Genomic DNA, 26,599 nt, shown 5'->3' on the forward strand with positions numbered 1-26,599 from the left:
TTTTTTATATGTTCAAAAAAATTATAACTCAGTTGGACTGTATTCTGTTATCTGCATCATTAACACAAAAAAACCAAGTACAAACGTTGAGAAAACTAAAATATAGATAAATCCTTTTTTACCCTGTTTTATTGGAATTGCATAATGGCGTAAAAAAAAGTACCAACCTAAGCACAAAATAATAGGCAGTAAAAAGAGTAGTCTAAACATGATTTAACCTCTTTAAGTTAGGGTCAATAGACCCTAATAATAAACCGCTTATATTTAAATGAAACAAAAAAGTTATAAAATATTTAACCTTATTCAGACTTAGTAAATATTTGTTGTTAGACTTTAATCGCAGAATTACTAATTAATCATTCAGATCAATGGTGAATGGTATATAATGTATCCAAGAATGAGACGGGCAAGGTTTCATTTTTACAATAATAAAGAGCTAATACATATTTGAGAATCTTTTTTGTTTAAATTGTAAGCGTTTACACTGTGTCTTAGTTAGTTTCAGTGGGCTTACAATGTTGACGGCATTGAGCACTTTGCAATATGTATAGTTAAACAACGAGTAGGAGTTGTATATGATGGGTAAAACCGTATCTTCGGAAGAAAATGCAAAGCTAACAAAGTGGCTTAAAACTAAGCGCCATGAAAAAGGCTATACAATGCGCAGCTTAGCGCAAATATTGGGTACGCCACATTCTTTTATAGGCAAAATAGAAAACCAAGAACGTCGCTTAGATGTGATTGAGTTTGTTCGCTATTGCAATGCATTAGAAGTTGACCCGTATGAAGCATTAAGCTTAATTAAAGCTGATTAACGCTTTTAGGCTGTAATCGTAAAGTTAAACCTAACGTCTACAGCTAATACTAATGCAGGGATGCATTAGGTATTACCTATTATGATAATTTTGCTCTAATGCATATAGTTTGTGCCTAATTAGATATAAAAATATCAATGAAGGTAAAACCATAAGTGCTGTTAAAACAAAAAATAATGACCAATTTCCCATCAGCCAATCATCAATAACTACGCCACTATAACTCGATAATAACGTACGCCCTAAGTTACCCAATGATGCCAGTAGCGCATAATGAGTGGCGCTAAATGCTCTGTCACACAGCATAGATATAAAGGCAACCATCGCCACTAAAGACCAAGCTTGGGTAAAGCCATCAACTACAATTGCCATTGCATATAAGTGTTCCTGCGGTCCTGCTAAGGCAATCCAAGAGAACATTAAGTTAGATGCTGCCATGGCTGCACCACTAATAAACAAGCCTTTTACTATGCCATATTTGTGGTTAAAAATACTGCCCAAAAAGGCAAATACGATAGTGATTAAACCCGTGCCTAGCTTGGAGTAATTTGCTATTTGAGTATTACTAAAGCCCACTTCCTTATAAAATACAATCGACATGCGTGCTAAAAATGCTTCACCAATTTTAAATAAGAAAATAAACGCCAGCAGTGCTAGTGCAGTTTTAACCCCATTTTTAGCAAAAAAGGTTTTAAATGGGTCAACCACGGTGACACCCAGCCATGCGAGTATTTTCGTTAGTGGTGTTTGTTTGCTTGCCGCAAGCTTTTCAAGATAAACACGCTCTAGCTCGGCATGAACAGCTTCACGGTTTGATTTTGGTTCTTTAGCCCAAAACACACAGCTAATTAATAAAAGCATAACCGCAGATAAAAAATAATAGACCTGTGGCCAGTCAATATTTGGCATATCTGCCATGTAAAAGGGCACAGCCCCTAATAAAGCATAACCTGTCCACCAACCTGATGTAGCCATTGCGGCGGCTGCGGTGGCTTTGTGAGATTCATTTTCACTAAGAGTGTCTATTCGAAAAGCATCTATAGCAATATCTTGCGTTGCAGAGGCTATGGCGATCAGCAAGCAAAGTGCGGCGGCAATCGCTAGGTTTGCTTTTAGATCAAGCCCTGCAAGTAGTAACGTGCCAAGTAAAATAAAGCTTTGGCAAAACAGGATCCAACTACGACGCTGACCAAGCCAGTTGTACAAAAAGGGCAGTTTAGTGCGATCTATTAAAGGCGACCATAAAAAATTGATACTGTAGGCACCAAACACAATGCCAAATAAGCCAATCATGCTGCGACTCAAACCTTCATCTTTAAGCCAAGCCGACATTACCGAGCCAATTAACACCCACGGAAAGCCACTGCTCATTCCAAATATAAAAACATTAATCAAACGTTTATCTTTAAAATAAGAAAAGTATTCGCGAACAGAAAGTGTGCTATTCATAAGGGCTCATTGGCTCATTGAAAGAGCAGCCAAAGCTGCTCTGATAAAAAGTTATAAAGGGACTTGCTCAAGCACCTTGATATTTAATATAACAACCGGTTTTTCAGGGACAAAGTTGTAGCCAATTTTGTCATTAAAACCCGTTTTTACAGCCATGATTTTATCGAGCGTCTCATAACCTTCCATAACACTGCCAAACACGGCAAATCCCCAATCTCGCCCTGGATTTAAATGGTCATTGTCATCCATGTTAAAAAAGAACTGACGCGTTCCTGAGTGTGGTTCTCGATCTTGATAGGCCATAGCAATGCTATACATATCGTTAGTTAAGCCGTTACCGCTTTCATTAAAAATAGGGTCGTTTTCATGCAGGCCATCGTAATCTTTATCATAACCACCGCCTTGAATTACAAAATCACGATCATTTTCTACATCGCGTTCTACACGATGAAACACACTGCCTTGATAGCTTTTATCAGACACATAAGTCAAAAAGTTATTGACCGTAATTGGGGCTCTTGAGCGGTCTAGCTCAACCACAATACTGCCCAACGATGTCACAATTTCTACTCGAGGGAAAATATTATCTTTTTGCACAAAGCGGCCTTCTTGTGCCGCTAAACTATTTACGCTAAAAAATAAGCTTACGCAGATTAAAAAAAGTTGCTTCATTATTAACCTTCTAAAAATGCAATTAATTCAGGGTCAGATACAATGCGGGTAATTAACTGCTCAGTCAACTTATTGAGCTGACCTTCAATTTTTGCCCTATCATGACCAAGTGGTCCAGATAAATTAGCATTACCGCTATAACGCTTACTGAAATTACTTGTAGGGCGAATCACTCGTACTTCAAATTCAATCTTGGCATCACTGGTATGGCTCATTAGCTTTTCTGTAACCACAGCTTGCAGTGCGTGAATATCTAACTCAAAGCGCAATTGCGCTAAATTAGAAATGCTAGCGCCATTACGACTAAGCGCACTGTCTAGTGCACTTTTAACTGACTCAGCAATACCCGTGCTGGCAATGGTTTTTGTTTTGCTTGATTCAATAAGCTTTAAGGTTGCACTGTCACCACGTAAATCAATCACGCTGGTGTTTAAGCTGTTATTGATTGAGCTTATTTGCCCACTTTTATACACAGGGTTGAGAATAAGTTGATTAGGCTGACTCGCACATCCCGAAAAAACCACTAATGTAAAACAGCTCAATAATGCTTTTAAGAGTTTCATTTATAACGTTCCACTATTTTTAGTTGCGCTGAGTACCACAAACTTTTTATTAGAGCCTAATAAAGTACAGTTACCAAACATACGGTTTAGTTTGTCATGATAATCTAAATGACGATTGCCAATAATACGGAGCTCGCCACCTTCTTTTAATGTGTCTTTTGCTTGTTTAAACATTTGCCACGCGATGTGGTCGGTAACCGCTTGTGCTTGGTGAAATGGCGGATTACACAATACAATATCGGCACTTTCACGTTCAAAGTCAGTTAAACAATCATTCTCTATAAAAGTACATTGTTCAAACTTGTCTTCCATGTTTAATTCAATGTTGAGTCGAGCTGATTCAACCGCCATATACGACTCATCAACAAAGCTAATATGAGCATTAGGACAGCGCGCTAATGTCATTAAACCAACCACGCCATTACCACAGCCTAAATCAATAATATTTTTGACTTTATTTGTTTGCGGCAAGTAATTGAAAAAGAAACGTGCGCCAATATCAAGTGAATCACGCGAAAACACATTGGCATGATTACTTATTGTAAAATCAGTGCCTTCAAGTGGCCAGCTGACTGGGAAATCTGCGCCTTTATAACCGCCAGCGGCTTGGCTAATAATTAAACGTGATTTTTTTACTGCAAGACTTGTTTTCGTCTCACCAATAAAGTTTTCAAATGCTTTAATAGTAGAGTTATGCACGTCTTTAGTTTTTGCAGCACCAATAACTGGCGTATCTGGCGCGAGCACCTCGCTTAATTCAGATAGCTGATATTGTAAAAAAGCCAACGTGCGTGTTACTTTTACCAACACTAGGTCTACTTGCTCAGGCAGAGCCGATAAACTATCAAGCTGGCTAAACGCAGTCGTCGCGATTTTGTTTTCCGCTAAGTTATAAGCAGCCGCCTGATGGCTAATATATGAGTCGTTTACTGAACAAACTGTTAATTGTTGCTTGCTAAAGTAACAGCTAAGTGCACCAAAGCTGTCGTTTAAGATCAGTAACGAGCGACAATCAGGGTAGTTTTCATTAACATAGTCAATAAGGTATTCGTCTGCTGAATCCCACGCTTGTAAGCTGCGGTTTTTTTGATCCAAAGGAAAGCGTTCAAGAGTAAAAGTGTTATCGCCGAGCGTAGCTTGCGTAGTCATAATAGTTTAATGATCGGTAATCAAATGATAGGTAAATTCTAACATGCAACCGCCAAACGCCAACCCCCAACTGTTACCAAATGGCTTTTCTTATCAAAGTAAGGTACTTAGCGCACAAAAAAGCCTCGATTTATTTTATTATTTGCAGCAAAACCTAAATTGGCAACAGCCAAACATTACAGTGTTTGGTAAAACGGGGCCAATACCTAGGCTACAATGTTTTATCAGCGAAGAAAATCTTGAGTACGGTTATTCTGGGCATAAACTCGACTTAGAGCCTTGGCCAGACGTATTACTTGCCATGCGAACACGTTTAGAAAATCACCTACAGCAACCATTTAACTCAATTTTGGTTAATTATTATCGGGATGGCCACGATTGTATGGGTTGGCATAGCGATGACGAGGCTGAGCTAGGGCCTGAGCCTACCATAGCGTGTGTATCGCTTGGTGCAGAACGGTTATTTAAACTTAAACACAAAGTAAGCAACAGCATTACTAACATCAAATTACAAAGTGGTAGTTGTTTAATAATGAGCGGACAGAGCCAACAAAATTACAAGCATGCGCTACCAAAACAAACTAGGCTAAAACATCCTCGAATAAGTTTAACGTTTCGCTATATTAATAATGGTTTCAGTTAAATAGCATTAGCCATGGTGTAGCCGCAGTTGTTATAGTAACTATATAACTGAATTTTGAGGGTGGTTTTTATGTCAATGCAACAACAAATACGTGACAAGCTAGCAAATGCTATTGCGTGTAAGCATTTAAATGTTATTAACGAAAGCCATATGCACAGTGCGGGGACTGAATCTCACTTTAAAGTGATTGTAGTCAGTGAAGAATTCGCTGGTAAGCGATTATTGCAGCGTCATCGTGAAATTAATGAAATTTTAAAAGATGAGCTGGCAAATCATATTCATGCGCTTGCTATGCACACTTATACTCCTGAGGAATTTACCGAGCACGACGGCGAAGCGCCGCAGTCACCTAATTGCATGGGCGGCTCAAAAGTTGGATAACAGGTAATAGTGGATTGGTTTGAGCAGTGAGTAACTGATCAGATCAGTTTTTTTTGTTTTAGCCTTTAAACTAGCGCTAATTTTTATTGTAAAAGATATAGGATGATCAATGGTCATTAAGCCTAAAATTCGCGGATTTATCTGCACCAATGCACACCCAGTTGGCTGTGCAGAGCATGTTCAAGAACAAATTAATTATGTTAAGCAGCAAGGAGCATTAAAAAATGCGCCTAAAAATGTATTAGTTATTGGTGCGTCTACAGGTTATGGCCTTGCATCTCGTATTACCGCTGCATTTGGTGGTGGCGCTAAAACATTGGGTGTGTTCTTTGAAAAAGAAGGCACTGAACGTAAAACAGGCTCTGCGGGTTGGTACAACACGGCGGCATTTCAAGCAGCCGCTGAAGCTGAAGGCTTATGGTCTAAAAATATTAATGGTGATGCGTTTTCTAACGAAATCAAACAAAAAACAATCGACACCATTAAAGCTGAATTAGGTAAGGTTGACTGTATTATTTACAGCTTAGCATCACCTCGTCGTACTGATCCAAATACAGGGGAAGTGTTTTCTTCAACACTTAAGCCAATTGGTAATGCGGTAACGACTAAAAACTTAAATACGTCAAAGCGTGAAATTGATGAAGTAACTGTTGAAGCAGCAAACCAAGACGATATCGACAACACCATTAAAGTAATGGGTGGCGAAGATTGGGAAATGTGGATTGACGCCCTTAAAGAGGCAGATGTATTAGCAGATAACTTTAAAACAACGGCTTACACATACATTGGTAAAGAACTAACTTGGCCAATATATGGGCATGCAACCATAGGTAAAGCAAAAGAAGACTTAGACCGTGCCACTGCAGCTATTAAAGCCACTACCCAAGATTTGAACGGCGAAGCTTACGTTTCTTCACTTAATGCTGTTGTTACACAAGCAAGCTCGGCAATCCCAATAATGCCGCTTTACATTTCGGCACTATTTAAAGTGATGAAGGCTGATGGCACTTACGAGGGCACAATTGAGCAAATTCATGCGTTATTTAATGAAAACCTATACGGTGATTCACCACGTTTTGATGAGGGCGGACATTTATTCCAAAACTACAAAGAGCTGGAAGATGACGTTCAAGCACGTGTTCAAACCATTTGGGATAGTGTAGACACAAGTTCAATTGATGAGCTTACCGATTACGTGGGCTACCATAATGAGTTTTTACGCCTGTTTGGTTTTGGCATTGATACGGTTGATTACGAGCAAGATGTTAATCCTGTTGCGCCAATTGCAAATATGATTGATTAATCTGTCGCTAGTAATGCAATTTTGAAAAAGTCGCCTAGTGCGACTTTTTTGTTTTTTAGCCTTGATTTGAAAAAAATTTTGCTATTTGTTGGTTTATTTACCACTTTGGTCTAGCTTGTATTTTATTAATTATGAATTACAAAACTAAATAAACGTTTCTCTCGTATAATTTTCATAAATACACTCGCATAGTCAGTCACAATAATGTTAAAATCAAAGCAATATGTGAGGAGTTTTACTGCGCTGCTTGTTTGGTATCTATAGCGAGTCATTTTATAGCTTGCAATAATACAAATAGCGGCGTGGTTGGTACGATTTTTCAGTTTCTTTCCGTTAATGTAGTGCAAGTGCGTATGATCAATATAAAAAAAGGTCTGGATTTACCCTTAGAGGGCGCACCTCAGCAAGTTATTCATGATGGTTCTGCCGTCAAACGTGTAGCTGTGCTAGGTGAAGAGTTTATCGGTATGCGTCCAACCATGCATGTTCGTGTGGATGACCAAGTCAAAAAAGGCCAGGTACTTTTTGAAGATAAAAAGAACCCAGGCGTATTATTTACTGCACCAGCTTCTGGTACAGTAAAAGAAATTAATCGCGGTGCTAAACGTGTTCTGCAATCTGTTGTTATTGAAGTAAACGGCAGTGAGCAAATCACCTTTGGTGCTTTCTCGGAAACTGAGCTTAACAGCTTAGACCGTGAAAAAGCTAAAGAAGTACTAGTTCAATCGGGTCAATGGACAGCACTTCGTGCTCGCCCATTTAGTAAAGTAGCGGCGTTGGATGCAAATCCTAGCTCTATTTTCGTGACAGCTATCGATACCAATCCACTTGCTGCAGATCCTGCAGTAGTTATTGCTGAAAATGCGAAAGCGTTTGAAGCAGGTTTGGCTGTTGTGTCACGTTTAACCGATGGCAAAGTATTTGTTTGTAAGCAAGCAGGCAGTCAAGTTCCTAGTTCACCTATTGCTCAAGTGGAAGTACATGAGTTTGGTGGCGTGCACCCAGCTGGCCTTGTTGGCACTCATATCCATCACCTTGACCCAGTATCTGCTAGTAAGCAAGTTTGGCACATTGGTTACCAAGACGTTATTGCGTATGGTCACCTTTTCCTTACTGGTGAAATTTACACAGACCGTGTGATTTCGCTTGCAGGTCCGCGTGTTAAGAATCCTCGTTTAGTGAAAACACAATTAGGTGCTTCATTAGATGACTTAGTAGCAGGTGAATTAGAAGACGGTGATAACCGTGTTATTTCTGGTTCTGTACTTGCAGGTGCTACGTCGTCTGGTGTTCATGCATTCTTAGGTCGTTACCACGTTCAAGTATCTGTATTACTTGAAGGTCGCGAAAAAGAATTATTTGGCTGGATTGCACCAGGTAGTGATAAATTCTCTGTAACGCGTACATTCTTGTCTCACCTTACACCGAGTCGTTTATTTAAAATGACAACGTCTACAGGCGGTTCAAAACGTGCCATGGTTCCACTTGGAAGCTATGAGCGTGTTATGCCACTTGATATTTTGCCAACGCTTTTATTACGTGACTTATTGTCTCGTGATTTAGACAGTGCAATTTCATTAGGTGCGCTTGAATTAGATGAAGAAGATTTAGCGTTATGCACCTTCGTTTGTCCTGGCAAATACGAGTACGGCGCAGCCCTACGCGATTGCTTAACTACGATCGAGAAGGAAGGCTAAAATGGGCTTAAAAACTTTCTTAGAAGATATCGAACCACATTTTGAACCAGGTGGTAAGCATGAGAAATGGTACGCGCTGTATGAAGCTGCTGCGACTATTTTTTACACGCCAGGTTACGTAAATAAAGGTTCAACTCACGTTCGTGATAACATCGACCTAAAACGCATGATGATTTTAGTGTGGATGGCGACGTTCCCTGCCATGTTCTTTGGTATGTTCAACATTGGTCATCAAGCGGCAATTGCACTTGGTAATGGCTTTGAGCTAGCGAATATTTGGCAAGTAGGTTTATTCCAGTTACTTGGCGGTGAATTAACCGTTGATGCAGGCTGGGGTGCGAAAATGTTCTACGGAGCCTGTTTCTTCCTACCTATATATGCAACTACCTTTATTGTTGGTGGTTTCTGGGAAGTGTTATTTGCTTCTGTGCGTAAGCATGAAGTTAATGAAGGTTTCTTCGTAACTTCTGTATTGTTTGCATTAATTCTGCCTGCAACGATTCCTTTATGGCAAGTTGCGCTAGGTATTACTTTTGGTGTAGTTATCGCAAAAGAAATATTTGGTGGTACAGGCCGTAACTTCTTAAACCCTGCGCTTGCTGGTCGTGCGTTTTTATTCTTCGCATACCCTGCACAAATTTCAGGTGACACAGTATGGACTGCCGTAGATTCATTCTCTGGCGCGACTATGCTTGGTCAAGCGTTTGCTGGTACGTTAAATTACGCGACTGATATTGAGCTTTGGTGGAATGCGTTTTACGGATTCATTCAAGGTTCTATGGGTGAAACGTCTACGCTAGCTGTACTTATTGGTGGTTTATTCCTAATTTACGTGCGCATCGCGTCTTGGCGTATCGTGCTAGGTGTATTCCTAGGTATGGTAGTAACCTCATCAATACTTAACACCATTGGTTCTGAAACCAATGCAATGTTTGCTATGCCTTGGTACTGGCACATGGTATTAGGTGGTTTTGCATTCGGTATGTTCTTTATGGCAACTGACCCTGTATCTGCTGCATTTACTGATAAAGGTAAATTAGCATACGGTGCGCTTATTGGCTTTATGGTTATCATGATCCGTGTTGTTAACCCTGCATACCCAGAGGGCATCATGCTAGCAATCTTATTTGCTAACTTGTTTGCACCTTTATTCGATCACTTTGTAGTGCAAGCTAATATCAAGCGGAGGTTGGCACGTAATGTCTAGTAATAACGAATCAATTGGCAAAACGCTAGCTGTTGTTGTCTCATTATGTTTAGTGTGTGCAGTTATTGTATCGCTAACATCTGTACAACTTCGCCCTCTGCAAAAAGCAAATAAAGCAAAAGATATTCAAAGCAATATCTTAGCTGCTGCTGGTATTGGCAAAGTTGATAACGTTGCCGAAACGTTTGATGCTAAAATCGAAACTCGCTTTGTTGATATGCAAAGTGGTGAGTTTGCTGAGCCGGTAGAAGATTTTGACTTTGAAAAAAGCAAATACGATGCTGAGTTAAGTAAATCTTTAAAAGAGAATGGTATTAAGGACATCGCCGGTATTCAGCGTATTACCAAGCGTGCGCCTGTTTATATCTCTAAAAAAGACGATGGCTCTACTGATGCAATCATCCTTCCTATTCAGGGTTATGGTTTATGGGGTTTAATGTACGGTTTTATCTCGCTTGAAAGCGATGGCGAAACTATTAAAGACATCATTTTCTACAAACATAACGAAACACCTGGTTTAGGTGGTGAAATTCAAAACCCACAGTGGACTGCAACGTGGGAAGGTAAAGAGTTACCAATCCAAATCGTTAAAGGGACTGCAGCCGGTGATGAGCATAAGATCGACGGTCTTTCAGGTGCTACATTAACGTCTAATGGTGTTGACCATGCAGTTGATTTTTGGACTGGCGAAAATGGCTTTGGCCCTTTCCTTGCGAAAGTACGTAAAGGAGCATTGAACTAATGGCTGATACTAAAGAAATGAAGGCGGTCCTATTTGGTCCAGTTTTCGCTAACAACCCAATCGCATTACAAGTACTTGGTATTTGTTCTGCGCTAGCGGTAACGTCTAGCTTAAAAAATGCATTAATCATGTCAATTGCATTGACCTTGGTAACTGCATTCTCTAGCCTTTTTATCTCGACTATTCGTAACCATATCCCATCATCAGTACGTATCATCGTACAGATGACGATTATTGCATCATTAGTAATCGTGGTTGACCAAGTACTACAAGCTTTCTCTTACGCTACGGCAAAAGAGTTATCAGTATTCGTTGGTCTAATCATTACTAACTGTATCGTAATGGGTCGTGCTGAAGCTTATGCAATGAAGTCGCCGCCATTAATGTCTTTCCTTGATGGTATAGGTAATGGCTTAGGTTACTCTGTAGTGTTACTTACTGTTGGCTTTATTCGTGAGTTATTCGGTAAAGGTTCACTGTTCGGTGTTGATATTATTCCATTAGTACAAAATGGTGGTTGGTACCAACCTATGGGTCTATTGATCTTACCACCGAGTGCATTCTTCATCATTGGTTTATTCATTTGGGTACTTCGTACTTATAAGAAAGACCAAGTAGAAGCTAAAGCGTAAGGGGCGATAAGTGGAACATTATATTAGTTTATTTGTAAAAGCCGTTTTTATTGAAAACTTAGCGTTAGCATTCTTCCTAGGTATGTGTACTTTTTTAGCCGTGTCTAAAAAAGTAACTACATCAATTGGCCTAGGTGTAGCGGTTATTGTTGTATTAGGTATTTCAGTACCGGTTAACAACTTGGTTTACCATGCGGTATTAGCACCAGGTTCACTAGAGTGGCTTGGTTACCCAGAAGCAGATCTTAGCTTTTTACGTTTCTTAACTTTCATTGGTGTTATTGCAGCACTAGTGCAAATTCTTGAAATGGCATTAGATAAGTTCTTCCCACCGCTTTACAACGCATTAGGTATTTTCTTACCACTAATCACAGTTAACTGTGCAATTTTTGGTGCGGTAGCCTTCATGGTTGAGCGTAACTATAACTTCGGCGAGTCTGTTGTTTATGGTATTGGCGCTGGTGTGGGTTGGGCGCTTGCAATTACATTACTTGCAGGTATCCGTGAGAAAATGAAGTATTCAGACGTACCAGATGGTTTACGTGGTTTAGGTATTACCTTCATCACTGTTGGCTTGATGGGTCTTGGCTTTATGTCATTCTCTGGTATTTCACTGTAATAATAGCGAGGTCAATCATGGATATTTTCTTAGGCGTTGGTGTTTTTATCGCTATCGTTGTAATACTAGTTTTAATCATCATTGGTGCTAAATCTAAGCTAGTTGCAAGCGGTGATATCATCATCGGCATTAATGGCGATGCAGACAAAGCCATTAAAACATCAGCAGGTAGTAAGCTATTAGGTGCACTATCTGAGTCAGGTATTTTCGTATCTTCTGCATGTGGTGGCGGTGGCTCTTGTGGCCAGTGTCGCGTACACATTAAAGAAGGCGGCGGTGATATTCTGCCAACTGAACTTGACCACATCTCTAAAGGTGAAGCACGTGAAGGTTGTCGCCTAGCGTGTCAGGTTAATGTTAAAAACGACATGGAAATTGAACTTGAAGAGTCAATTTTCGGTGTTAAAAAATGGGATTGTGAAGTTATCTCTAACGATAACAAAGCGACGTTCATTAAAGAACTTAAGCTACAAATTCCTGATGGCGAGTCAGTGCCGTTCCGTGCGGGTGGTTACATCCAGATCGAAGCGCCAGCTCACCATGTTAAATATGCAGATTTCGATATTCCTGAAGAGTATCGTGGCGATTGGAACCATTTTGGTTTCTTCGATCTGGAGTCAAAAGTAGACGAAGAAACAATTCGTGCTTACTCAATGGCTAACTATCCAGAAGAAGAAGGCATCATCATGCTTAACGTGCGTATCGCTACGCCGCCGCCAAGAAACCTAAGCCTACCATGTGGTAAAATGTCTTCGTATATTTGGTCACTTAAAGAAGGCGATAAAGTAACTATTTCTGGTCCATTTGGTGAGTTCTTCGCTAAAGACACAGACGCTGAAATGGTATTCGTAGGTGGTGGTGCAGGTATGGCACCAATGCGTTCACATATCTTTGACCAGCTTAAGCGTTTAAACTCTAAGCGTAAAATTAGTTTCTGGTATGGTGCGCGTTCTAAACGTGAAATGTTCTATGTTGAAGATTTTGACGGCCTAGCTGAACAAAACAAAAACTTTGTTTGGCATACTGCGCTTTCAGATCCGCAACCAGAAGATAACTGGGAAGGCTACACTGGCTTTATCCATAACGTGTTATTTGAGAACTATCTTAAAGATCACGAAGCGCCTGAAGATTGTGAGTTCTACATGTGTGGTCCTCCAATGATGAATGCGGCTGTTATCACTATGCTTAAAGACTTAGGTGTTGAAGAAGAAAACATCTTACTAGATGATTTCGGTGGCTAATACCCAAACTGATTAAATTTAGTTAAAATACCAGCCTCGTCGCATTTTATGTGACGAGGCTTTTTTATATTAATTTTTAACCTATTAAGTAGGGTTGTTATGAACAAAGTAAATACTCCCCAGGGCATAATCGCCTTATTTATAATTACGCTGACTTTACTGTTATCTGGATGTGGAAAATCAGTCCCAGAGGAAACCTACTTAGAAGGTAAAACGATGGGTACAACTTACCACATTAAGTTTTACGCTGAGCAAGTTGACCCTCAAGCAGTACAAGCAGAAATCGATGCGGTTTTAGTTGATATCAACCAGTCTATGTCGACCTATATCGAAGATTCAGAAATAAACACCTTTAACCGTTTAGATGCCAACGAAGTAATGCCAATCAGTGATGATTTTAGAGCCGTTATTAGTGAATCTATGCGTATTGGTAACTCAACAAAGACCCTAGATGTGACTATGGGGCCGTTGATAGATTTATGGGGGTTTGGCCCAGATAAAAAACCAACAAAGCGCCCAACAGATGAAGCCCTGGCAAATATGATCAATAACATTGGTATAGATAAGCTAGTCCTTAACGAGCAAGGCTTAGCAAAAACGATGGCTGATTTAGAGTTGTCGTTTTCAGCAACTGCAAAAGGCTATGGTATTGATAAAGTGGCTGAGCTATTACAAAGCAAAGACATTACAGATTACATGGTTGAGATTGGCGGTGAGCTTCGTATTGCTGGTATAAAACCAGACAATCAAGCATGGCGAATAGCAATTGAACAACCTGATGCAAACCCAGGCGAGAGAAAAGTACACCGTGTACTTGCACCAGGTAATAACGGTATTGCCACCTCAGGTGATTATCGAATCTTTTATACTATGGATGGAGAAACCTATACGCATCTAATTGATCCTATGACAGGGATGCCAATTAAGCATGACTTAGTTTCTGTCACAGTTTTACACCCAAGCGCTATGACGGCAGACGGTTTAGCGACTGCTTTAACGGTTATGGGTATGGAAAAAGCACAACAGTATGCGCAGCAGCATGATTTGCCAGTGTATTTAATTGCTAAATCGGCACAGGGCTTAGTCACTTATTCAAGTCCTGCGTTTAAGCCTTATTTATAGTCTTTAGGTTTATATCCTTAGCATGAGGGTATATAATATACGGAGCTCAAGTACGCTATTTGAGCTCATTTTATTGCTGAACAATAGGGGCTAAGCAATGTCACTTTTTTTTCTAACCTTTGGCTTACTTATTTTAATTGTCGCTGCGATGGCGATAGGCATGATAGTTCAAAGAAAATCGATGGCGAGTAGCTGCGGAGGCCTAGGCTCTGTAGGTATTGATAAAGCGTGTGATTGCGATGATCCATGTGACAAGCGTAAAAAACGCATGGCAAAAGAACAAGTCTGGAAAGAGAATCAAATTCTTTAACCACAAAAAAAGCGCCTTTAGGCGCTTTTTTAATACTTATTAATTGAGTTTTATGAGTTCTGAACCTAAAACTGCGTATTTTACAGTTTGTTACTTTGTAAAGTAAGAATGCCGCTGAGGCGTGCAATTTAGGTTGCGAGTCAAATGCGCCTTGGCACCGGTAAACTGGCCAGTGTGAGCGGTTATCGAATTTTGCGAAGTCTCCTGAAAAACAGCTCTAACCTTGCTTTAATAACTCTTTATAATACCTCTTATTAAGTTTAATTGGTTCTGTTAAAGAAAAACCTTTACCTGGGTTATAAACGAGCTGACTGGCATCTATTTGAGTGTAGCCACGGCGAATGCTACTATATCTCCTTGATACGTGGTGCATTGCCTTTGTTATTAATGGCTATATCTATTTTGTAATCACCAAAATGTCTTTGCACATTCACATCATCAATAAGTAGGTCGCCCCAGTTATTACCAGCGTTAAAAGGAATTGCATTGTATTGGTTAATACTGGCTGCTTTCCACGTGCCATTCTGTAGTGTATCGATTATCTCTTTATAAAGTACACGATTTACTTTTCGTGCAACTTGACGATGAGGATAGTTTGGGTAAGCACCTGATTCAATTAATATAGTACGAATACCCATTTCGGAAAATGTATCACCAAAGCTTCGATACTAGTAACTGTCGTTACACTTTGCTAGGTGCTATGAGATCATCGTCTCTATTGTTTTAGCTAAGTGAGCGATAAGTTGCATGGCTTCGCCACGGCTAGTATTAATCTCTCTTGCATCATTATAGGGCAGGGGCGAGTACTGAGATAGTGGCTTGATTCCCTTTCTTTCCTGTACCTTAATACGCGTTCTGATCATGCAAGTTAAAGCCAAAGTCTGGTTCAAACTCCTTTGCGGCAGGCATGAGTGTTTGTCCTGTGACGCGTTTGAGCTTTAGCACCGTCAGAATTAATCATGGGAATAATCCTGGGTGTTAGTTTGTCTTGCCAGCTTTGTAGCCAGTTAGCGTTTTCGGGCAAAGTTATAAAATCAAGAAAGTTCATAAGTGCAGCGGTTGCCGTGTTTTCATCACCATGCATCTGGCTCTATATCATCACTTTTGTTTTGCCAGAGCTTATATCAAGAGCATAAATGGGTTGACTGTGATACGATCTACCGAATTGCTGTAGTTTAATTGCAGAGAGTGCTTGGCTACGCGGTTTATAATAGGTTTTATATCTGCGAGATTGACGCTGCTTTATCAAAGCCATCAACCTCGTTATTTTCAATTTCAGTTGCAATTATTGGTGTACTGATTAGCAAAGTCATGGCAAGTATACAGCCCCGCATAAGATATCCTTTATTCCTTTTTACTTTAACAATAAGAATATTATATTTTTATTTGTTTGGTTAACCTTTGTTCAATCTTATCTTCTTGTTTTTATTCTTTTAACTTGGGGGTTTTTAGCTGCGCGTGTCTTTAGTCGGTTTTCTGTAGAAGCACACAGAATAGAGGCGCTATTATTGAATCTTGCTCTTGGAATATTTTCCAAGAGCAAGTAAAGATTGGAGTTGTTAAGTTTATACAGTAAAAGAAAACTTCGATTTACGCAGCAGTCCCACAATGACAAGTAATGAAAGAATATAGAAGGGCATACTGCCCCCGCTTTTTTCTTTTGTTTCTTCGCCATTATCGTTTGTATCATCGGCTTTGGTGGTTATAGTAACTATACTTGGCTCAGAGTAGCTGATGCCATCAAAAACGCGGTACTGAAAGCTAGTTTCGTAGCTTGTATTAGTTTGCGGCGTATATGATGCGATTCCACTGTTGTTGTCTAATGTTACTGAACCTATGCTTGGCTCAGATACAAGCTCATAAGTAAGTGGATCTGAATCTGCATCTTGGGCTAATAGTTCGAATTGAGCTGCTTCAGATTGATTGATAATTAATTCCAGAGCCTGTGTCTGTGGGGATGTATTGGTATGATTGATTGTAATCATTTTCTCAATATTTAAACCAGTCTCGTTGCTTATATTAACGACAAAATTAGCTGGCTCTAACGTTGAGATTAATGGTGTATAGGTAAACTCACCCGTTGCATTATTACTAAACACAAACTCGCCTGATGCTGGCTGTACCTTTACGTTAAATTGAACATTACTGTTTTCACCTGCACCTGACAAGGAGAGAGTTTCGCTCAGTGGCATGCGCCAATGAGCAGAAATTGAACTAGGCTCAATGACAAGAGGTGTTCCATCAATATTCACTGAAACCGACACACTTTCAGTGGCCCTTCCGCCTATAGCCATAGAAAGCTCAAATTGGTCTAGGCCAGCTTCGCCAGTTGTGGGAGTGTAATTAAAGTGGCCAAGAGCTCTATCGGTAAATGTAATATTGCCTTTGCTAGGTGCCTTTGAAATATAAAAGCGATAGTTGAAGGAATCTTTTTCGCTCAATGCTTTAAACTCAACAGGCGTGAACTTATTGGTGTTAAATTCAGTTACACTAAGTTGATAAGGTTGCTCTGTTTTTTCGGCGATTTTAAATAGTTCTCTGCCATTTGAATGTGTTATTAACCAATAAGTTTTTTCGTCAACTATTTCAATATCTGAATGTGTAGCGGCCACATCAAGAGTAACCAGCTTATTATATTGTGCATTTGCCAAATTAAATACACCTAGTTCATTTTCGCAGGTGATATGAAGTTGGCCACTAAGATGTTGCTCCACAGCAATTAATTTTGATGATGCACAGAAGTTAGCCACTTCTTGTTTGTTTCCTTGGGCGGAAATAGATACTAAAGCCCCATCTTGAGTTGTTGTATACAATTGCTCGTTATTATTATACGTAAAAGTATCAAGTGATTGGATATCACCTAAATCAAGTAATGAGTGGGTGTTTTTAACAAAGTTATAGACGGCTGTCTGCTTGTTAGTTCCTAGATGCTCGAACACAAGTTCTTTAATACCATCACCGTCAAAGTCAATTGTCGTTAGTAATTCTGATGTATCAAGTTGAGGCTCACCGATAAGTGAAATCGTATATTTTATGCTGTCACTGTATAACTCTCTGACTTCAAATGGTTTTGACTGATCAGCATAATACCATTCCGAATATTGGTAGAGGTATTCTTGGTTTCCATCACCGTCAATATCACCCAATAGCTTGAAATAGCCAATAAAGGGTTGTTCGATATGATTAGACCCATCCATATTCAATACATAGTATTTCATAATACCGGGGTTCCACTCCTCACCTTGAGTCGAGTACACAATTTTATTATCGTTGTTTCTACCAAAAGGTATTATGGAAACTTTATCTACTTCATCAGAATAAAGCTCTTTAGTTACACTTTTTGACCATGATTCAGTTTGTGTGACAGGAGAAATACTATTTAATATTGTATAACTTGTTAAATAGGCAGGATCCCACTTCCAACCAGGGACGGTAACAATAAGCTGTCTATATTCTTCAATAATCTTTACCTCTTCATTTTGCATGGCTAAATAAGCATTGCCGTTAAAGCCGAGTTCAGTTACCTCTCCGAATCTCACTTCTTTAACATTGAGTCTCTGTGTTTGCTCAATTGTTTCTTTTTGCTCATCGCCATACAAGTCTAAATATTCATAGACATAATGAAAAATATTAGGTTGATAATCGCCTCCATCCTCTGTTGTGACGCTCCTGCCAATAACTTCTTCTTCTCTTGTTAGATAGTTATAGAAATAGTTAAAGTGAGTCCTCCTATACAGATCATGGTACACCTCGGCATAGTTATCAATGGTTGTATAATCTTGATAAAGGTCGTTGTTGTAGTAAGGCGATCTACTAGTGTAATTTAAAAAATCACTATCTTGATTACAATCTTCTAGCGTACTCTCCAAAGGCCAAATAACGCTGTTTTTATTTACATCGATAGTACACTTTTTACCTACAGCTTCATCCATGCCATCATTATTTAAGTCTTTGGCAAATAAGTATCTGCTTGTTACGGGGAGCTCGCCAACTTTTTTTACATCACTGCCTTGAATTTGGTAGATTTCGCCGTCCCATGTCAGCATTTCATTGAACAGATAATTGGTAAACTTTCCGACAGTAAACTCATAATGTGGCAGGGTGTAGTGCGCTTTTGTTTCGAGGCTATGCATATCTAGCATATACATAGTGCTTTCATTTATTAGCATAACCTCAATATTGCCATCGTTATCTATGTCTTTAAATTTAACGTTATCAGCAGTTATATTTGGGATCTTTTTTACATATTTTCTAGCAGTTAAATTTACAAGGTGTGCGTTGCGTTGATTGCTAATAATAATAGCAAAGTGATTATCTGAACTTTTATCGTAATAAATTTCAAACGAAGCAATTGATTCTCCTTCGCTCTCAAACTCTATTGCATTGGTTACTGGCGTGTTGACAGTTTCATCATCGCCGATAATATTAATAATATACAACCTTTGGCTGTCATCATTAATCATTGCAATGATGTCTTTATTCGAATCATTATCAATATCGATCACTCTAACATTACTTAAATCATCAAAGCTTGAAAAGTGCTTAATTCTTTCTACGTCGGCGTATGATGATTGAGTAGTTAACATCAAGCTGATAAGTGTCGATGTAATAGCAAACTTCATATTATTCCCTTAAAAATAGTTTTGCGTTATTGTTTTGGACCCTTGTATATCAACAACAAGAGACAATAGTAAATTAACATACTTTATTATGTTGCGTAACTGAATTAGGGAATGGAAAATAAAAAGTGATGTTATTTAGAATGCTTCTGGGTTTGAGTACTGATACACAGTTGTCTCAAGCTGCATTACCTTGCAGTATTAAGAAGTTTTTATACAATTTCTTTCCTATCTATTTCATTTTGTAATATAAAATCCCCTAATTTTTTAGGTGCTTATCTAAGTTAGTGTTGGTTGTTTACATTTTTTATAGCTTAATTAAATGCTGGTTAACTGAGCACAGTTAATTTTTTCTTGTATGATAAGTTGACTTTGTTATACTCATGCCCGAACTTTCAGTAAGTTTTGAAAGTTCTATTGATGCGGATCAAAACTAGCTTAGCAAAATAGTGCTAATGCGTTGAGACTGTATTTCATGTCACTGTATAAGGCTTTACGGCTGCAACTTGTTTTTGTTGCCACGGTGTATACCTAATTTTGTTATTAGTCATTTTAATAGGTTAATGTTTTTGAACTCATTTTCTTTGTTTCATACCAGCGCTTTGCTTACCTTAGGTAAGTCAGTGTTGCATGAGCGCTTTAATAAAGCGAAAAGAGGCGTGAGTGTGGCTGTAACATTATTAGTTTTTAATGCCGTTATGTTGCTTAGTGGCGCTATCGAGGATGCTTTTAGGCTTGAAGCATTGGTGAGTGATGGCTTTTTTATAGAGCCATTATTACTGACTATTGCCGAATTTTTAGCTCATCCTATCTTATCGTGTCAGTTACTTATTGGCCTTTGTTGGCTATTGTTCCACATGTTTCCAGCGCGTCGTGCTGGAATAATCCTCCGTAAAGCAGCCTTTGCTTTTAGCGAGGCTAAAGTTCAGCAACCCGTGCAAGCTGCACATGGTTGTCGTGCTCCACCTAGCTTTACAGGTTGTCTGTTTACCCATTAATTTTTATGGGTATAGGTTACACCTGTGGTATCTAATTATTTATTCTTGCTGTAAATAACGATTACTTTCATTGTAGCTTAGTGTTTTTACTCACTCTCAGCCAACCACACCTCACCCAAGTTAATTTTTATTGCGTTATATTAATGTGTTTAAAAAAGCTGGGTTGGTTCTGCTAGGTGTTTTTTATTAAGCCAGTGGTCAATACTTCATGCTTGCATTCGCTCTGCATTATTTGTAATTCAATTTTAATTAACTTGGGTTTTTATCAAATATCGTTGCTAAATATTTTTGGCAGCTAATAAAAACTCTTTAGGTTTTAGGATAGTCCCTTGTTAATTCGTAACCTTTTTAATATTGCTTTAGCTAGTATGGCGCTGATTTTATCAGGCTGTAATGGCGGGGTACTCGACCCAAAAGGGCAGATAGGTATTGATGAGAAAAATCTGATCATCATCGCCACTGTGCTTATGTTGTTAGTTGTGATCCCCGTTATTGTGATGACTTTATATTTTGCTTGGAAATACAGAGACACACAAAACCATGAAATTTACGCACCAAAATGGGCTCACTCTAATAAGATTGAGGCTGTTGTATGGGCGGTTCCTATTGTTATTGTTGTTATTTTAGGTGTGATCACCTGGCAGTCAACTCAAGAGCTTGACCCTTATAAACCGATAGAGGGTAAAGGTGAACACTTAACTGTTGAAGTGGTGTCACTTAATTGGAAGTGGTTATTTATTTACCCTGAACAAGGTATTGCTACGGTAAACGAATTGGTATTTCCTGCTAATGTTCCGGTTGAATACAAAATCACGTCAGAAAGTACCATGAACTCGTTTTTCATTCCCCAGTTAGGTAGTCAAATTTACTCAATGGCGGGCATGGAAACTAAGCTGCATTTAATCGCTAATGAGCCAGGCACGTTTAAAGGCTTTTCGGCTAATTACAGTGGTGCGGGTTTTACTGGTATGAAATTTAATGCCATCGCAACACCAACAAAAGCTGACTTTAACCAGTGGGTTGAACAGGTTAAAACCAACGCTAATAGCCTTACTCATGCCAATTATGTTGAGCTTGCCAAAGCGAGTGAAAACAATCCCGTCGCTTATTATGGCAAGGTAGATGACGGTTTATTTCATACCATAGTGATGAAATACATGCAGGCGCATGGCGATATGAACAAAAAGCATCACTCGATGGATAAACATCAGCAGATGAGTAATGAGCATCAGGCAATGGGTAATCATTCAATGCCATCATCACACAGCCAGGGCGAGGAATAATCATGTCGTTTTTAGGTAAATTATCTATAGATGCAATTCCGTTTCATGAACCTATTATCATGGTGACCATGGCGGTGATTGCTATAGTCGGGCTTATTATAGCAGGGCTAATAACAAAATATAAAAAATGGGGTGTGCTTTGGCGCGACTGGATCACCTCGGTTGATCATAAACGCTTAGGCGTTATGTACATTTTATTAGCGCTAATCATGCTGTTTCGTGGTTTTTCTGATGCCATTATGATGCGTGCGCAGTTAGCGCTTGCTACCAGTGGCGCGCCAGGTTATCTGCCACCAGAACATTACGACCAAATATTCACCGCCCATGGCGTTATTATGATCATCTTTATGGCGATGCCATTTATGATTGGTTTAATGAATATTGTTGTACCACTGCAAATTGGTGCTCGCGATGTGGCTTTTCCATTTTTAAATAATTTAAGTTTTTGGTTTACTGCCAGTGGCGCCATTTTAATAAATTTATCGCTGATATTTGGTGAGTTTGCTAAAACAGGCTGGGTTGCTTACCCACCGTTGTCGGAGTTGACCTTTAGCCCTGGGGTGGGGGTCGATTATTATATTTGGGCCTTGCAAATATCGGGGCTCGGTACGCTATTAACCGCTGTTAACTTCCTAGTGACAGTATTTAAAATGCGTGCCCCTGGTATGACACTGATGAAAATGCCAATTTTCACATGGGCATGTACATGGGCAAATATCTTAATTGCGGCATCATTTCCAATTTTAACCGCCGTGCTTGCCATGCTAACGCTAGACCGTTATTTAGATTTTCACTTCTTCACTAATGAAGCAGGCGGAAACGCCATGATGTATATCAACCTGTTTTGGGCATGGGGTCACCCAGAGGTATACATTTTAGTATTACCAGCTTTTGGTATCTTCTCTGAAATAGTATCGACTTTCACTGGTAAACGCTTATTTGGTTATAAATCGATGGTATATGCCAGCGGTGCCATTTCTATTCTTGGCTTTATTGTATGGTTACACCACTTCTTTACTATGGGCTCAAGCGCGAATGTAAATGCCTTCTTCGGGGTGATGACCATGGTCATAGCTGTGCCTACTGGGGTTAAGTTATTTAGTTGGTTGTTTACTATTTACCGTGGCCGTTTGCGCATTACTGTACCGGTACTTTGGACGCTTGGTTTTATGGTTACCTTCAGTATTGGTGGTATGACGGGGGTATTACTGGCAATCCCTGGTGCCGATTATGTATTGCATAACAGCTTATTCTTAATCGCTCATTTCCATAACACCATCATTGGTGGCGCAGTATTTGGCTACTTAGCCGGGTTTGTTTTTTGGTTTCCAAAAGCAATGGGCTTTAAGCTTGATGAGCGTTGGGGTAAAGCGTCATTTTGGTGTTGGTTAATCGGTTTTTTCGTAGCCTTTATGCCATTGTACGTACTCGGCTTTTTAGGCATGACGCGTCGCTTAAACCACTCTAATAATCCTGATTGGAATATCTGGCTTTATATTGCTGCAGTGGGTGCCGTGATTATTATGTTCGGTATTATTTGCCAAGTTATTCAGCTTTATGTGAGCTTTAAAAACCGCGAAGCGCTTGATGATACCACTGGCGATCCTTGGAACGGTCACACCCTTGAATGGTCAACGTCATCACCACCGCAATACTATAACTTTGCTGAAATCCCGCATGTTGATGATATTGATACATGGACTGATATGAAAGAAAAAGGCTTAGCTTATCAAGGTAAGTCTAGCTATAGCCCAATTCATATGCCAAAAAATACCGCATCGGGTGTGTTTATTGCTGCGAGTTTAACGGCGTTTTGTTTTGCCATGGTCTGGCATATTTGGTGGCTAGCAGGGCTTGGTTTTATTGGCGCGATTGCGCTGTTTATTAACCGTGCTTACACCAGTGATGTAGATTACTACGTGCAAAACGATGAAATATTACAAATTGAAGGCGCGCATATTGCCAGTAACACGAAGGAGGTAAGCGCATGAGTACGTTATCTGCAACTCAAGGCCATGTAAATTTAGAGCCTCATAGCGTAAGTCATACGCATGAACATCACGATACCTCAGGCGATACAATCTTTGGCTTTTGGCTTTATTTAATGACCGATTGCCTTTTATTTGCCTCATTTTTTGCAACCTACGCAGTGCTTTATATGAACACCGCAGGCGGTGTATCGGGCAAAGATATTTTTGAGCTTGATTTTGTTGCCGTTGAAACTGCGGCGCTACTTATAAGTAGTATTACTTTTGGTTTTGCCATGATTGCCGCTCAGGGGCAAAAAAAGGCGCTGACGCTTGGTTGGCTCGCGGTCACTTTTTGTTTAGGCGCGGTGTTTATTGGTATGGAAATTTATGAGTTTCATCATTTAATTGTTCATGGCAATGGTCCACAGCAAAGTGCTTTTTTAACATCGTTTTTCTCATTAGTGGGTTTGCATGGTTTACATGTAACTGCAGGCCTTATCTGGATGAGCATAATGATGATAGAAGTGATCAAGCGCGGTTTAGGTAAACAAACCGTCACGCGCTTAAGTTGCTTAAGCTTATTTTGGCACTTTTTAGATATTGTGTGGATTTGTGTATTTACCGTTGTTTATTTAATGGGGGCAATGTAATGAGCCATAGTGAAACGCATGCTTTAGCGCAAATGCAAAGCCAACATCATGATCAGTCACACGGTAGTGTTAAAACCTATCTTATTGGCTTTGTATTGTCAGTGATTTTAACGGCCATTCCATTTTGGATGGTGATGGAGGGTGACTTTTCAAAGGTCACCACGCTTTGGAGTATTGTTACTTTAGCAATCGTGCAAATTTGGGTGCATTTAAAATACTTTTTACACCTTAATTTCACCACTGATGAAGGTAAAGCGAATACCTTTACCTTCTTGTTTAGCGCGTTGAACATCGTCATGGTGGTTGGACTGTCTGTTTGGATCATTTATGAATCAAACGCAATGATGATGTACTAGAGGTTTCAGATGTTTCGTCGTTATTTAGCTGTTACTAAGCCAGGTATTATTATGGGGAATTTGATCAGCGTTGCCGGTGGTTTTTTACTCGCCGCCCGCGGTGATATAGACCCATGGTTAATGTTGGTTACCTTGGTTGGTTTATCGCTTGTTGTTGCATCGGGATGTGCCATAAACAATGTTATTGATAGAGACATTGATGTTGCCATGGCGCGTACTCGCTCACGTGTGACTGTAACGGGCGAAATGTCTGCAAAAGCTGCTTTAAGCCATGGCGTGTTATTAGGGCTAATTGGCTTTGGCTTATTAATCGCCTTTACCACTCAAGCGGCGGTATTTTTTGCCGCCTTTGGCTATGTCATCTATGTAGGGGTTTACAGCCTCTACATGAAACGCAACTCTGTTTACGGCACCTTTATTGGTAGTCTGTCGGGCGCAGTTCCACCTGTTGTTGGCTATTGCGCCGTTACGGGGGTGTTCGATATGGGCGCATTAATACTGCTGGTGATGTTTAGTTTGTGGCAAATGCCGCACTCATATGCAATTGCTATTTTTCGCTTTAAGGATTACCAAGCCGCTAATATTCCAGTATTGCCCGTGGCACAAGGTGTTAATAAAGCTAAGCGCCATATTGTGCTTTATATTGCCGTATATGCTTTAGTGGTGATGCTATTGCCAATTAGTGGTTATACCGGTGCTGCCTTTATGGCCGTTGCCTGTATCACCAGTTTTTGGTGGTTACTCATGGCACTTAGAGGGTATCGCTACAACATAGACACCACCCGTTGGGCACGCCAAGTGTTTGCGTTTTCAATTATTAATATTACCGCTTTGAGTATTGCCATGGCGGTAGATTATCAAACAATTGCGCCACAGTTAGTGGCGCTAAACTGATCATCATCTGATCAATGAACCGAGTTAATTCCCAAAGTTAACCAAAGGCTCGAGCATTGCGAGGAGCCTTTTTTCATTCCTAAAACAAGGCCGCTATTGAGTGCTTATTGGCATCTACCAGACTTTGTTTTATTTTATTTCTTATAGCGGCTGATTTATTTTGACTGAGTTTGAAGTTACCTTGCCAGTGAATTGGCGTAAGCTCTATAAAACTCAGGTGTTGATACATTGTATTGCGATGCTGCTCAGGCACTTCATTAATTTTCCACTCAGGCTCAAATGTTTTCTCAAAATGACTAGTAAGGGTTCGCATTACGAGATCTTTTTTTAGCTCATCTTTAATAATATGTACTTTTGCAGTCACTAACACCGATGCGTAAAGCCAGCTAGGCAATGTTTGATTATCCGCATAGGAGGGTGATAAATAGCAATTGTCACTATTAAAGAGTAAATTCACCTGTTTATTATCAAGCTTTGATAGTGGATTATGCTTTGCTACATGTGCAATAAACATATTTTCTAAAGAGTTGAATAACATAGGTACATGACAAATGTTATTTAATTGACTATTTGAGCAGGGCATAAAAATTGTTGCTAATGGAAAATTATTAATAAGCGCATGCAATTGCTCGGTATTTTTTTGCATAAAGTGCTCGGGTGGGTACATTATAATAGCTCCTCAAGTCGTAACTTTATAGCTGGCCATTGCTCGTCAATAATGCTGAATTTTGCGGTGTTGCGATATGAACCATCTTCTAGGCGTCGGTCTTTTTGGGCGATTCCTTCAAACTTAGCGCCTAAACGGGCAATGGCATTGCGTGATTGTTGATTGTGCTCATGGGTATTAAAGCTAATCCGTACTAAATTAAGTTGATTAAATGCATATCTCAGAAGTAAATATTTTGCATGCGTATTTACGTATGTCCGCTGTGCAGTGAAGCTAATAAAGGTATGGCCAATTTCAGCGCTTAAGTTGTCACTGTCTAACCTAAATAAACGGGTTGTGCCAACAACTTGCTGTGAATGTTTATCAATAATGGCAAATACCACTTGCTCGTTTTGATTAAACTGCGCGCTATGTGTAAACCATTGCTCCAACTTAACTTGAGTTTGTGCGTAATTACTTAATACCCACTGCCAAACCTGTGGATGTTTACCTGCTTGATATAGACCCTCGAGATGTTTGAGTTTAAGTGGCTCTAAGGCAACCTTGTTGGTTTGATGAATTTGCGTTGTGAACATTATAAGCCCCATATTTTGCTATTTATTCATAACAAATGTACG

At 39.6% G+C, this 26,599-nt stretch carries 27 protein-coding genes; 18 read left to right on the top strand and 9 right to left on the bottom strand.

Going from position 1 to position 26,599, the window contains the following annotated elements; all coding sequences use genetic code 11:
• Nucleotides 1-21 precede the first annotated feature (21 nt).
• Nucleotides 22-210, bottom strand: a complete 189-nt coding sequence (locus AC0VZ5_RS04145; RefSeq protein WP_138605633.1) for a hypothetical protein — start codon at nucleotides 208-210, stop codon at nucleotides 22-24.
• Between the two features lie 365 nt (nucleotides 211-575).
• Between AC0VZ5_RS04145 and AC0VZ5_RS04150 the strand changes: the two genes are divergently transcribed.
• Complete coding sequence (locus AC0VZ5_RS04150) at nucleotides 576-815, top strand: helix-turn-helix domain-containing protein (protein ID WP_008111877.1); 240 nt, start codon at nucleotides 576-578, stop codon at nucleotides 813-815.
• Nucleotides 816-887: 72 nt separating this feature from the next.
• On the opposite strand, the gene AC0VZ5_RS04155 is transcribed toward AC0VZ5_RS04150, so the two are convergent.
• From AC0VZ5_RS04155 to AC0VZ5_RS04170, 4 genes are read right to left on the bottom strand one after another with little or no spacing between them, the layout of a single operon-like run.
• Nucleotides 888-2,264: an AmpG family muropeptide MFS transporter gene (locus AC0VZ5_RS04155; protein WP_475474397.1), complete on the bottom strand. Its 1,377-nt coding sequence runs from the start codon at nucleotides 2,262-2,264 to the stop codon at nucleotides 888-890.
• Nucleotides 2,265-2,315: 51 nt separating this feature from the next.
• The gene (locus AC0VZ5_RS04160) at nucleotides 2,316-2,936 is read right to left on the bottom strand and encodes a peptidylprolyl isomerase (protein ID WP_008111880.1); all 621 of its coding nucleotides are present in this window, start codon (nucleotides 2,934-2,936) and stop codon (nucleotides 2,316-2,318) included.
• Nucleotides 2,937-2,938: 2 nt separating this feature from the next.
• Nucleotides 2,939-3,499 carry a YajG family lipoprotein gene (locus AC0VZ5_RS04165; protein WP_475474400.1) on the bottom strand — a complete coding sequence of 187 codons (561 nt, stop codon included), beginning with the start codon at nucleotides 3,497-3,499 and terminating at the stop codon, nucleotides 2,939-2,941.
• Complete coding sequence (locus AC0VZ5_RS04170; protein ID WP_475474402.1) at nucleotides 3,500-4,648, bottom strand: methyltransferase; 1,149 nt, start codon at nucleotides 4,646-4,648, stop codon at nucleotides 3,500-3,502.
• A gap of 43 nt (nucleotides 4,649-4,691) precedes the next feature.
• On the opposite strand from AC0VZ5_RS04170, the gene AC0VZ5_RS04175 reads away from it, so the two are divergent.
• The 11 genes from AC0VZ5_RS04175 (at nucleotide 4,692) to nqrM (ending at nucleotide 14,545) form a co-directional block, all read left to right on the top strand.
• Nucleotides 4,692-5,291 carry an alpha-ketoglutarate-dependent dioxygenase AlkB family protein gene (locus tag AC0VZ5_RS04175; RefSeq protein WP_475474404.1) on the top strand — a complete coding sequence of 200 codons (600 nt, stop codon included), beginning with the start codon at nucleotides 4,692-4,694 and terminating at the stop codon, nucleotides 5,289-5,291.
• Between the two features lie 69 nt (nucleotides 5,292-5,360).
• A complete protein-coding gene (locus AC0VZ5_RS04180) occupies nucleotides 5,361-5,672 on the top strand; it encodes a BolA family protein (protein WP_010391086.1) in 312 nt (103 codons plus the stop codon).
• 109 nt (nucleotides 5,673-5,781) lie between these two features.
• Nucleotides 5,782-6,975 carry an enoyl-ACP reductase FabV gene (fabV, locus tag AC0VZ5_RS04185; protein WP_475474406.1) on the top strand — a complete coding sequence of 398 codons (1,194 nt, stop codon included), beginning with the start codon at nucleotides 5,782-5,784 and terminating at the stop codon, nucleotides 6,973-6,975.
• Between the two features lie 353 nt (nucleotides 6,976-7,328).
• The gene (locus AC0VZ5_RS04190) at nucleotides 7,329-8,672 is read left to right on the top strand and encodes a Na(+)-translocating NADH-quinone reductase subunit A (protein WP_475474408.1); all 1,344 of its coding nucleotides are present in this window, start codon (nucleotides 7,329-7,331) and stop codon (nucleotides 8,670-8,672) included.
• A 1-nt stretch (nucleotide 8,673) separates the two neighbouring features.
• Nucleotides 8,674-9,879: an NADH:ubiquinone reductase (Na(+)-transporting) subunit B gene (locus AC0VZ5_RS04195; protein ID WP_008111893.1), complete on the top strand. Its 1,206-nt coding sequence runs from the start codon at nucleotides 8,674-8,676 to the stop codon at nucleotides 9,877-9,879.
• Nucleotides 9,872-10,621 carry a Na(+)-translocating NADH-quinone reductase subunit C gene (locus AC0VZ5_RS04200; RefSeq protein ID WP_413401404.1) on the top strand — a complete coding sequence of 250 codons (750 nt, stop codon included), beginning with the start codon at nucleotides 9,872-9,874 and terminating at the stop codon, nucleotides 10,619-10,621. The genes AC0VZ5_RS04195 and AC0VZ5_RS04200 overlap by 8 nt, the downstream gene beginning before the upstream one ends.
• On the top strand, nucleotides 10,621-11,253 hold the full coding sequence (locus AC0VZ5_RS04205) for an NADH:ubiquinone reductase (Na(+)-transporting) subunit D (RefSeq protein WP_006791491.1): 633 nt from the start codon (nucleotides 10,621-10,623) through the stop codon (nucleotides 11,251-11,253). The genes AC0VZ5_RS04200 and AC0VZ5_RS04205 overlap by 1 nt, the downstream gene beginning before the upstream one ends.
• Nucleotides 11,254-11,263: 10 nt before the next feature.
• Nucleotides 11,264-11,872 (top strand): NADH:ubiquinone reductase (Na(+)-transporting) subunit E, encoded by a 609-nt coding sequence (gene nqrE / locus AC0VZ5_RS04210; protein WP_006791490.1) that lies wholly within the window; start codon nucleotides 11,264-11,266, stop codon nucleotides 11,870-11,872.
• Between the two features lie 17 nt (nucleotides 11,873-11,889).
• Complete coding sequence (gene nqrF / locus AC0VZ5_RS04215) at nucleotides 11,890-13,113, top strand: NADH:ubiquinone reductase (Na(+)-transporting) subunit F (protein ID WP_413401405.1); 1,224 nt, start codon at nucleotides 11,890-11,892, stop codon at nucleotides 13,111-13,113.
• Between the two features lie 99 nt (nucleotides 13,114-13,212).
• Nucleotides 13,213-14,235, top strand: a complete 1,023-nt coding sequence (locus AC0VZ5_RS04220) for an FAD:protein FMN transferase (protein ID WP_475474413.1) — start codon at nucleotides 13,213-13,215, stop codon at nucleotides 14,233-14,235.
• 97 nt (nucleotides 14,236-14,332) lie between these two features.
• On the top strand, nucleotides 14,333-14,545 hold the full coding sequence (gene nqrM, locus AC0VZ5_RS04225) for a (Na+)-NQR maturation NqrM (RefSeq protein ID WP_475474415.1): 213 nt from the start codon (nucleotides 14,333-14,335) through the stop codon (nucleotides 14,543-14,545).
• A 347-nt stretch (nucleotides 14,546-14,892) separates the two neighbouring features.
• Here nqrM and AC0VZ5_RS04230 read toward each other — a convergent pair whose 3' ends face one another.
• Both AC0VZ5_RS04230 and AC0VZ5_RS04235 read right to left on the bottom strand, forming a co-directional pair.
• On the bottom strand, nucleotides 14,893-15,183 hold the full coding sequence (locus AC0VZ5_RS04230; protein WP_475474417.1) for a hypothetical protein: 291 nt from the start codon (nucleotides 15,181-15,183) through the stop codon (nucleotides 14,893-14,895).
• Between the two features lie 927 nt (nucleotides 15,184-16,110).
• A complete protein-coding gene (locus tag AC0VZ5_RS04235) occupies nucleotides 16,111-19,167 on the bottom strand; it encodes an Ig-like domain-containing protein (RefSeq protein WP_475474419.1) in 3,057 nt (1,018 codons plus the stop codon).
• 566 nt (nucleotides 19,168-19,733) lie between these two features.
• Between AC0VZ5_RS04235 and AC0VZ5_RS04240 the strand changes: the two genes are divergently transcribed.
• The 6 genes from AC0VZ5_RS04240 (at nucleotide 19,734) to cyoE (ending at nucleotide 25,315) form a co-directional block, all read left to right on the top strand.
• The gene (locus tag AC0VZ5_RS04240) at nucleotides 19,734-20,162 is read left to right on the top strand and encodes a hypothetical protein (RefSeq protein ID WP_138626258.1); all 429 of its coding nucleotides are present in this window, start codon (nucleotides 19,734-19,736) and stop codon (nucleotides 20,160-20,162) included.
• A gap of 329 nt (nucleotides 20,163-20,491) precedes the next feature.
• The gene (cyoA, locus tag AC0VZ5_RS04245; RefSeq protein ID WP_036956790.1) at nucleotides 20,492-21,445 is read left to right on the top strand and encodes a ubiquinol oxidase subunit II; all 954 of its coding nucleotides are present in this window, start codon (nucleotides 20,492-20,494) and stop codon (nucleotides 21,443-21,445) included.
• Nucleotides 21,446-21,447: 2 nt separating this feature from the next.
• A complete protein-coding gene (gene cyoB / locus AC0VZ5_RS04250; RefSeq protein ID WP_475474422.1) occupies nucleotides 21,448-23,436 on the top strand; it encodes a cytochrome o ubiquinol oxidase subunit I in 1,989 nt (662 codons plus the stop codon).
• Complete coding sequence (gene cyoC, locus AC0VZ5_RS04255; RefSeq protein WP_008111916.1) at nucleotides 23,433-24,065, top strand: cytochrome o ubiquinol oxidase subunit III; 633 nt, start codon at nucleotides 23,433-23,435, stop codon at nucleotides 24,063-24,065. The genes cyoB and cyoC overlap by 4 nt, the downstream gene beginning before the upstream one ends.
• Entirely contained in the window at nucleotides 24,065-24,421 is a 357-nt protein-coding gene (cyoD, locus tag AC0VZ5_RS04260) for a cytochrome o ubiquinol oxidase subunit IV (protein ID WP_475474424.1), read from the top strand. Before cyoC ends, cyoD begins: the two co-directional genes overlap by 1 nt.
• Nucleotides 24,422-24,430: 9 nt before the next feature.
• A complete protein-coding gene (gene cyoE, locus AC0VZ5_RS04265; protein WP_008111919.1) occupies nucleotides 24,431-25,315 on the top strand; it encodes a heme o synthase in 885 nt (294 codons plus the stop codon).
• A gap of 79 nt (nucleotides 25,316-25,394) precedes the next feature.
• Here the strand turns inward: cyoE and AC0VZ5_RS04270 are convergent, their stop codons facing one another.
• Both AC0VZ5_RS04270 and AC0VZ5_RS04275 read right to left on the bottom strand, forming a co-directional pair.
• Complete coding sequence (locus tag AC0VZ5_RS04270) at nucleotides 25,395-25,982, bottom strand: FMN-binding negative transcriptional regulator (RefSeq protein WP_409424875.1); 588 nt, start codon at nucleotides 25,980-25,982, stop codon at nucleotides 25,395-25,397.
• Nucleotides 25,982-26,557, bottom strand: coding sequence for a GNAT family N-acetyltransferase (locus tag AC0VZ5_RS04275; protein WP_475474434.1), 576 nt, complete (start codon nucleotides 26,555-26,557; stop codon nucleotides 25,982-25,984). Before AC0VZ5_RS04275 ends, AC0VZ5_RS04270 begins: the two co-directional genes overlap by 1 nt.
• Nucleotides 26,558-26,599: the final 42 nt, after the last annotated feature.

The organism is Pseudoalteromonas sp. QJM3NY_12 (assembly GCF_056173165.1).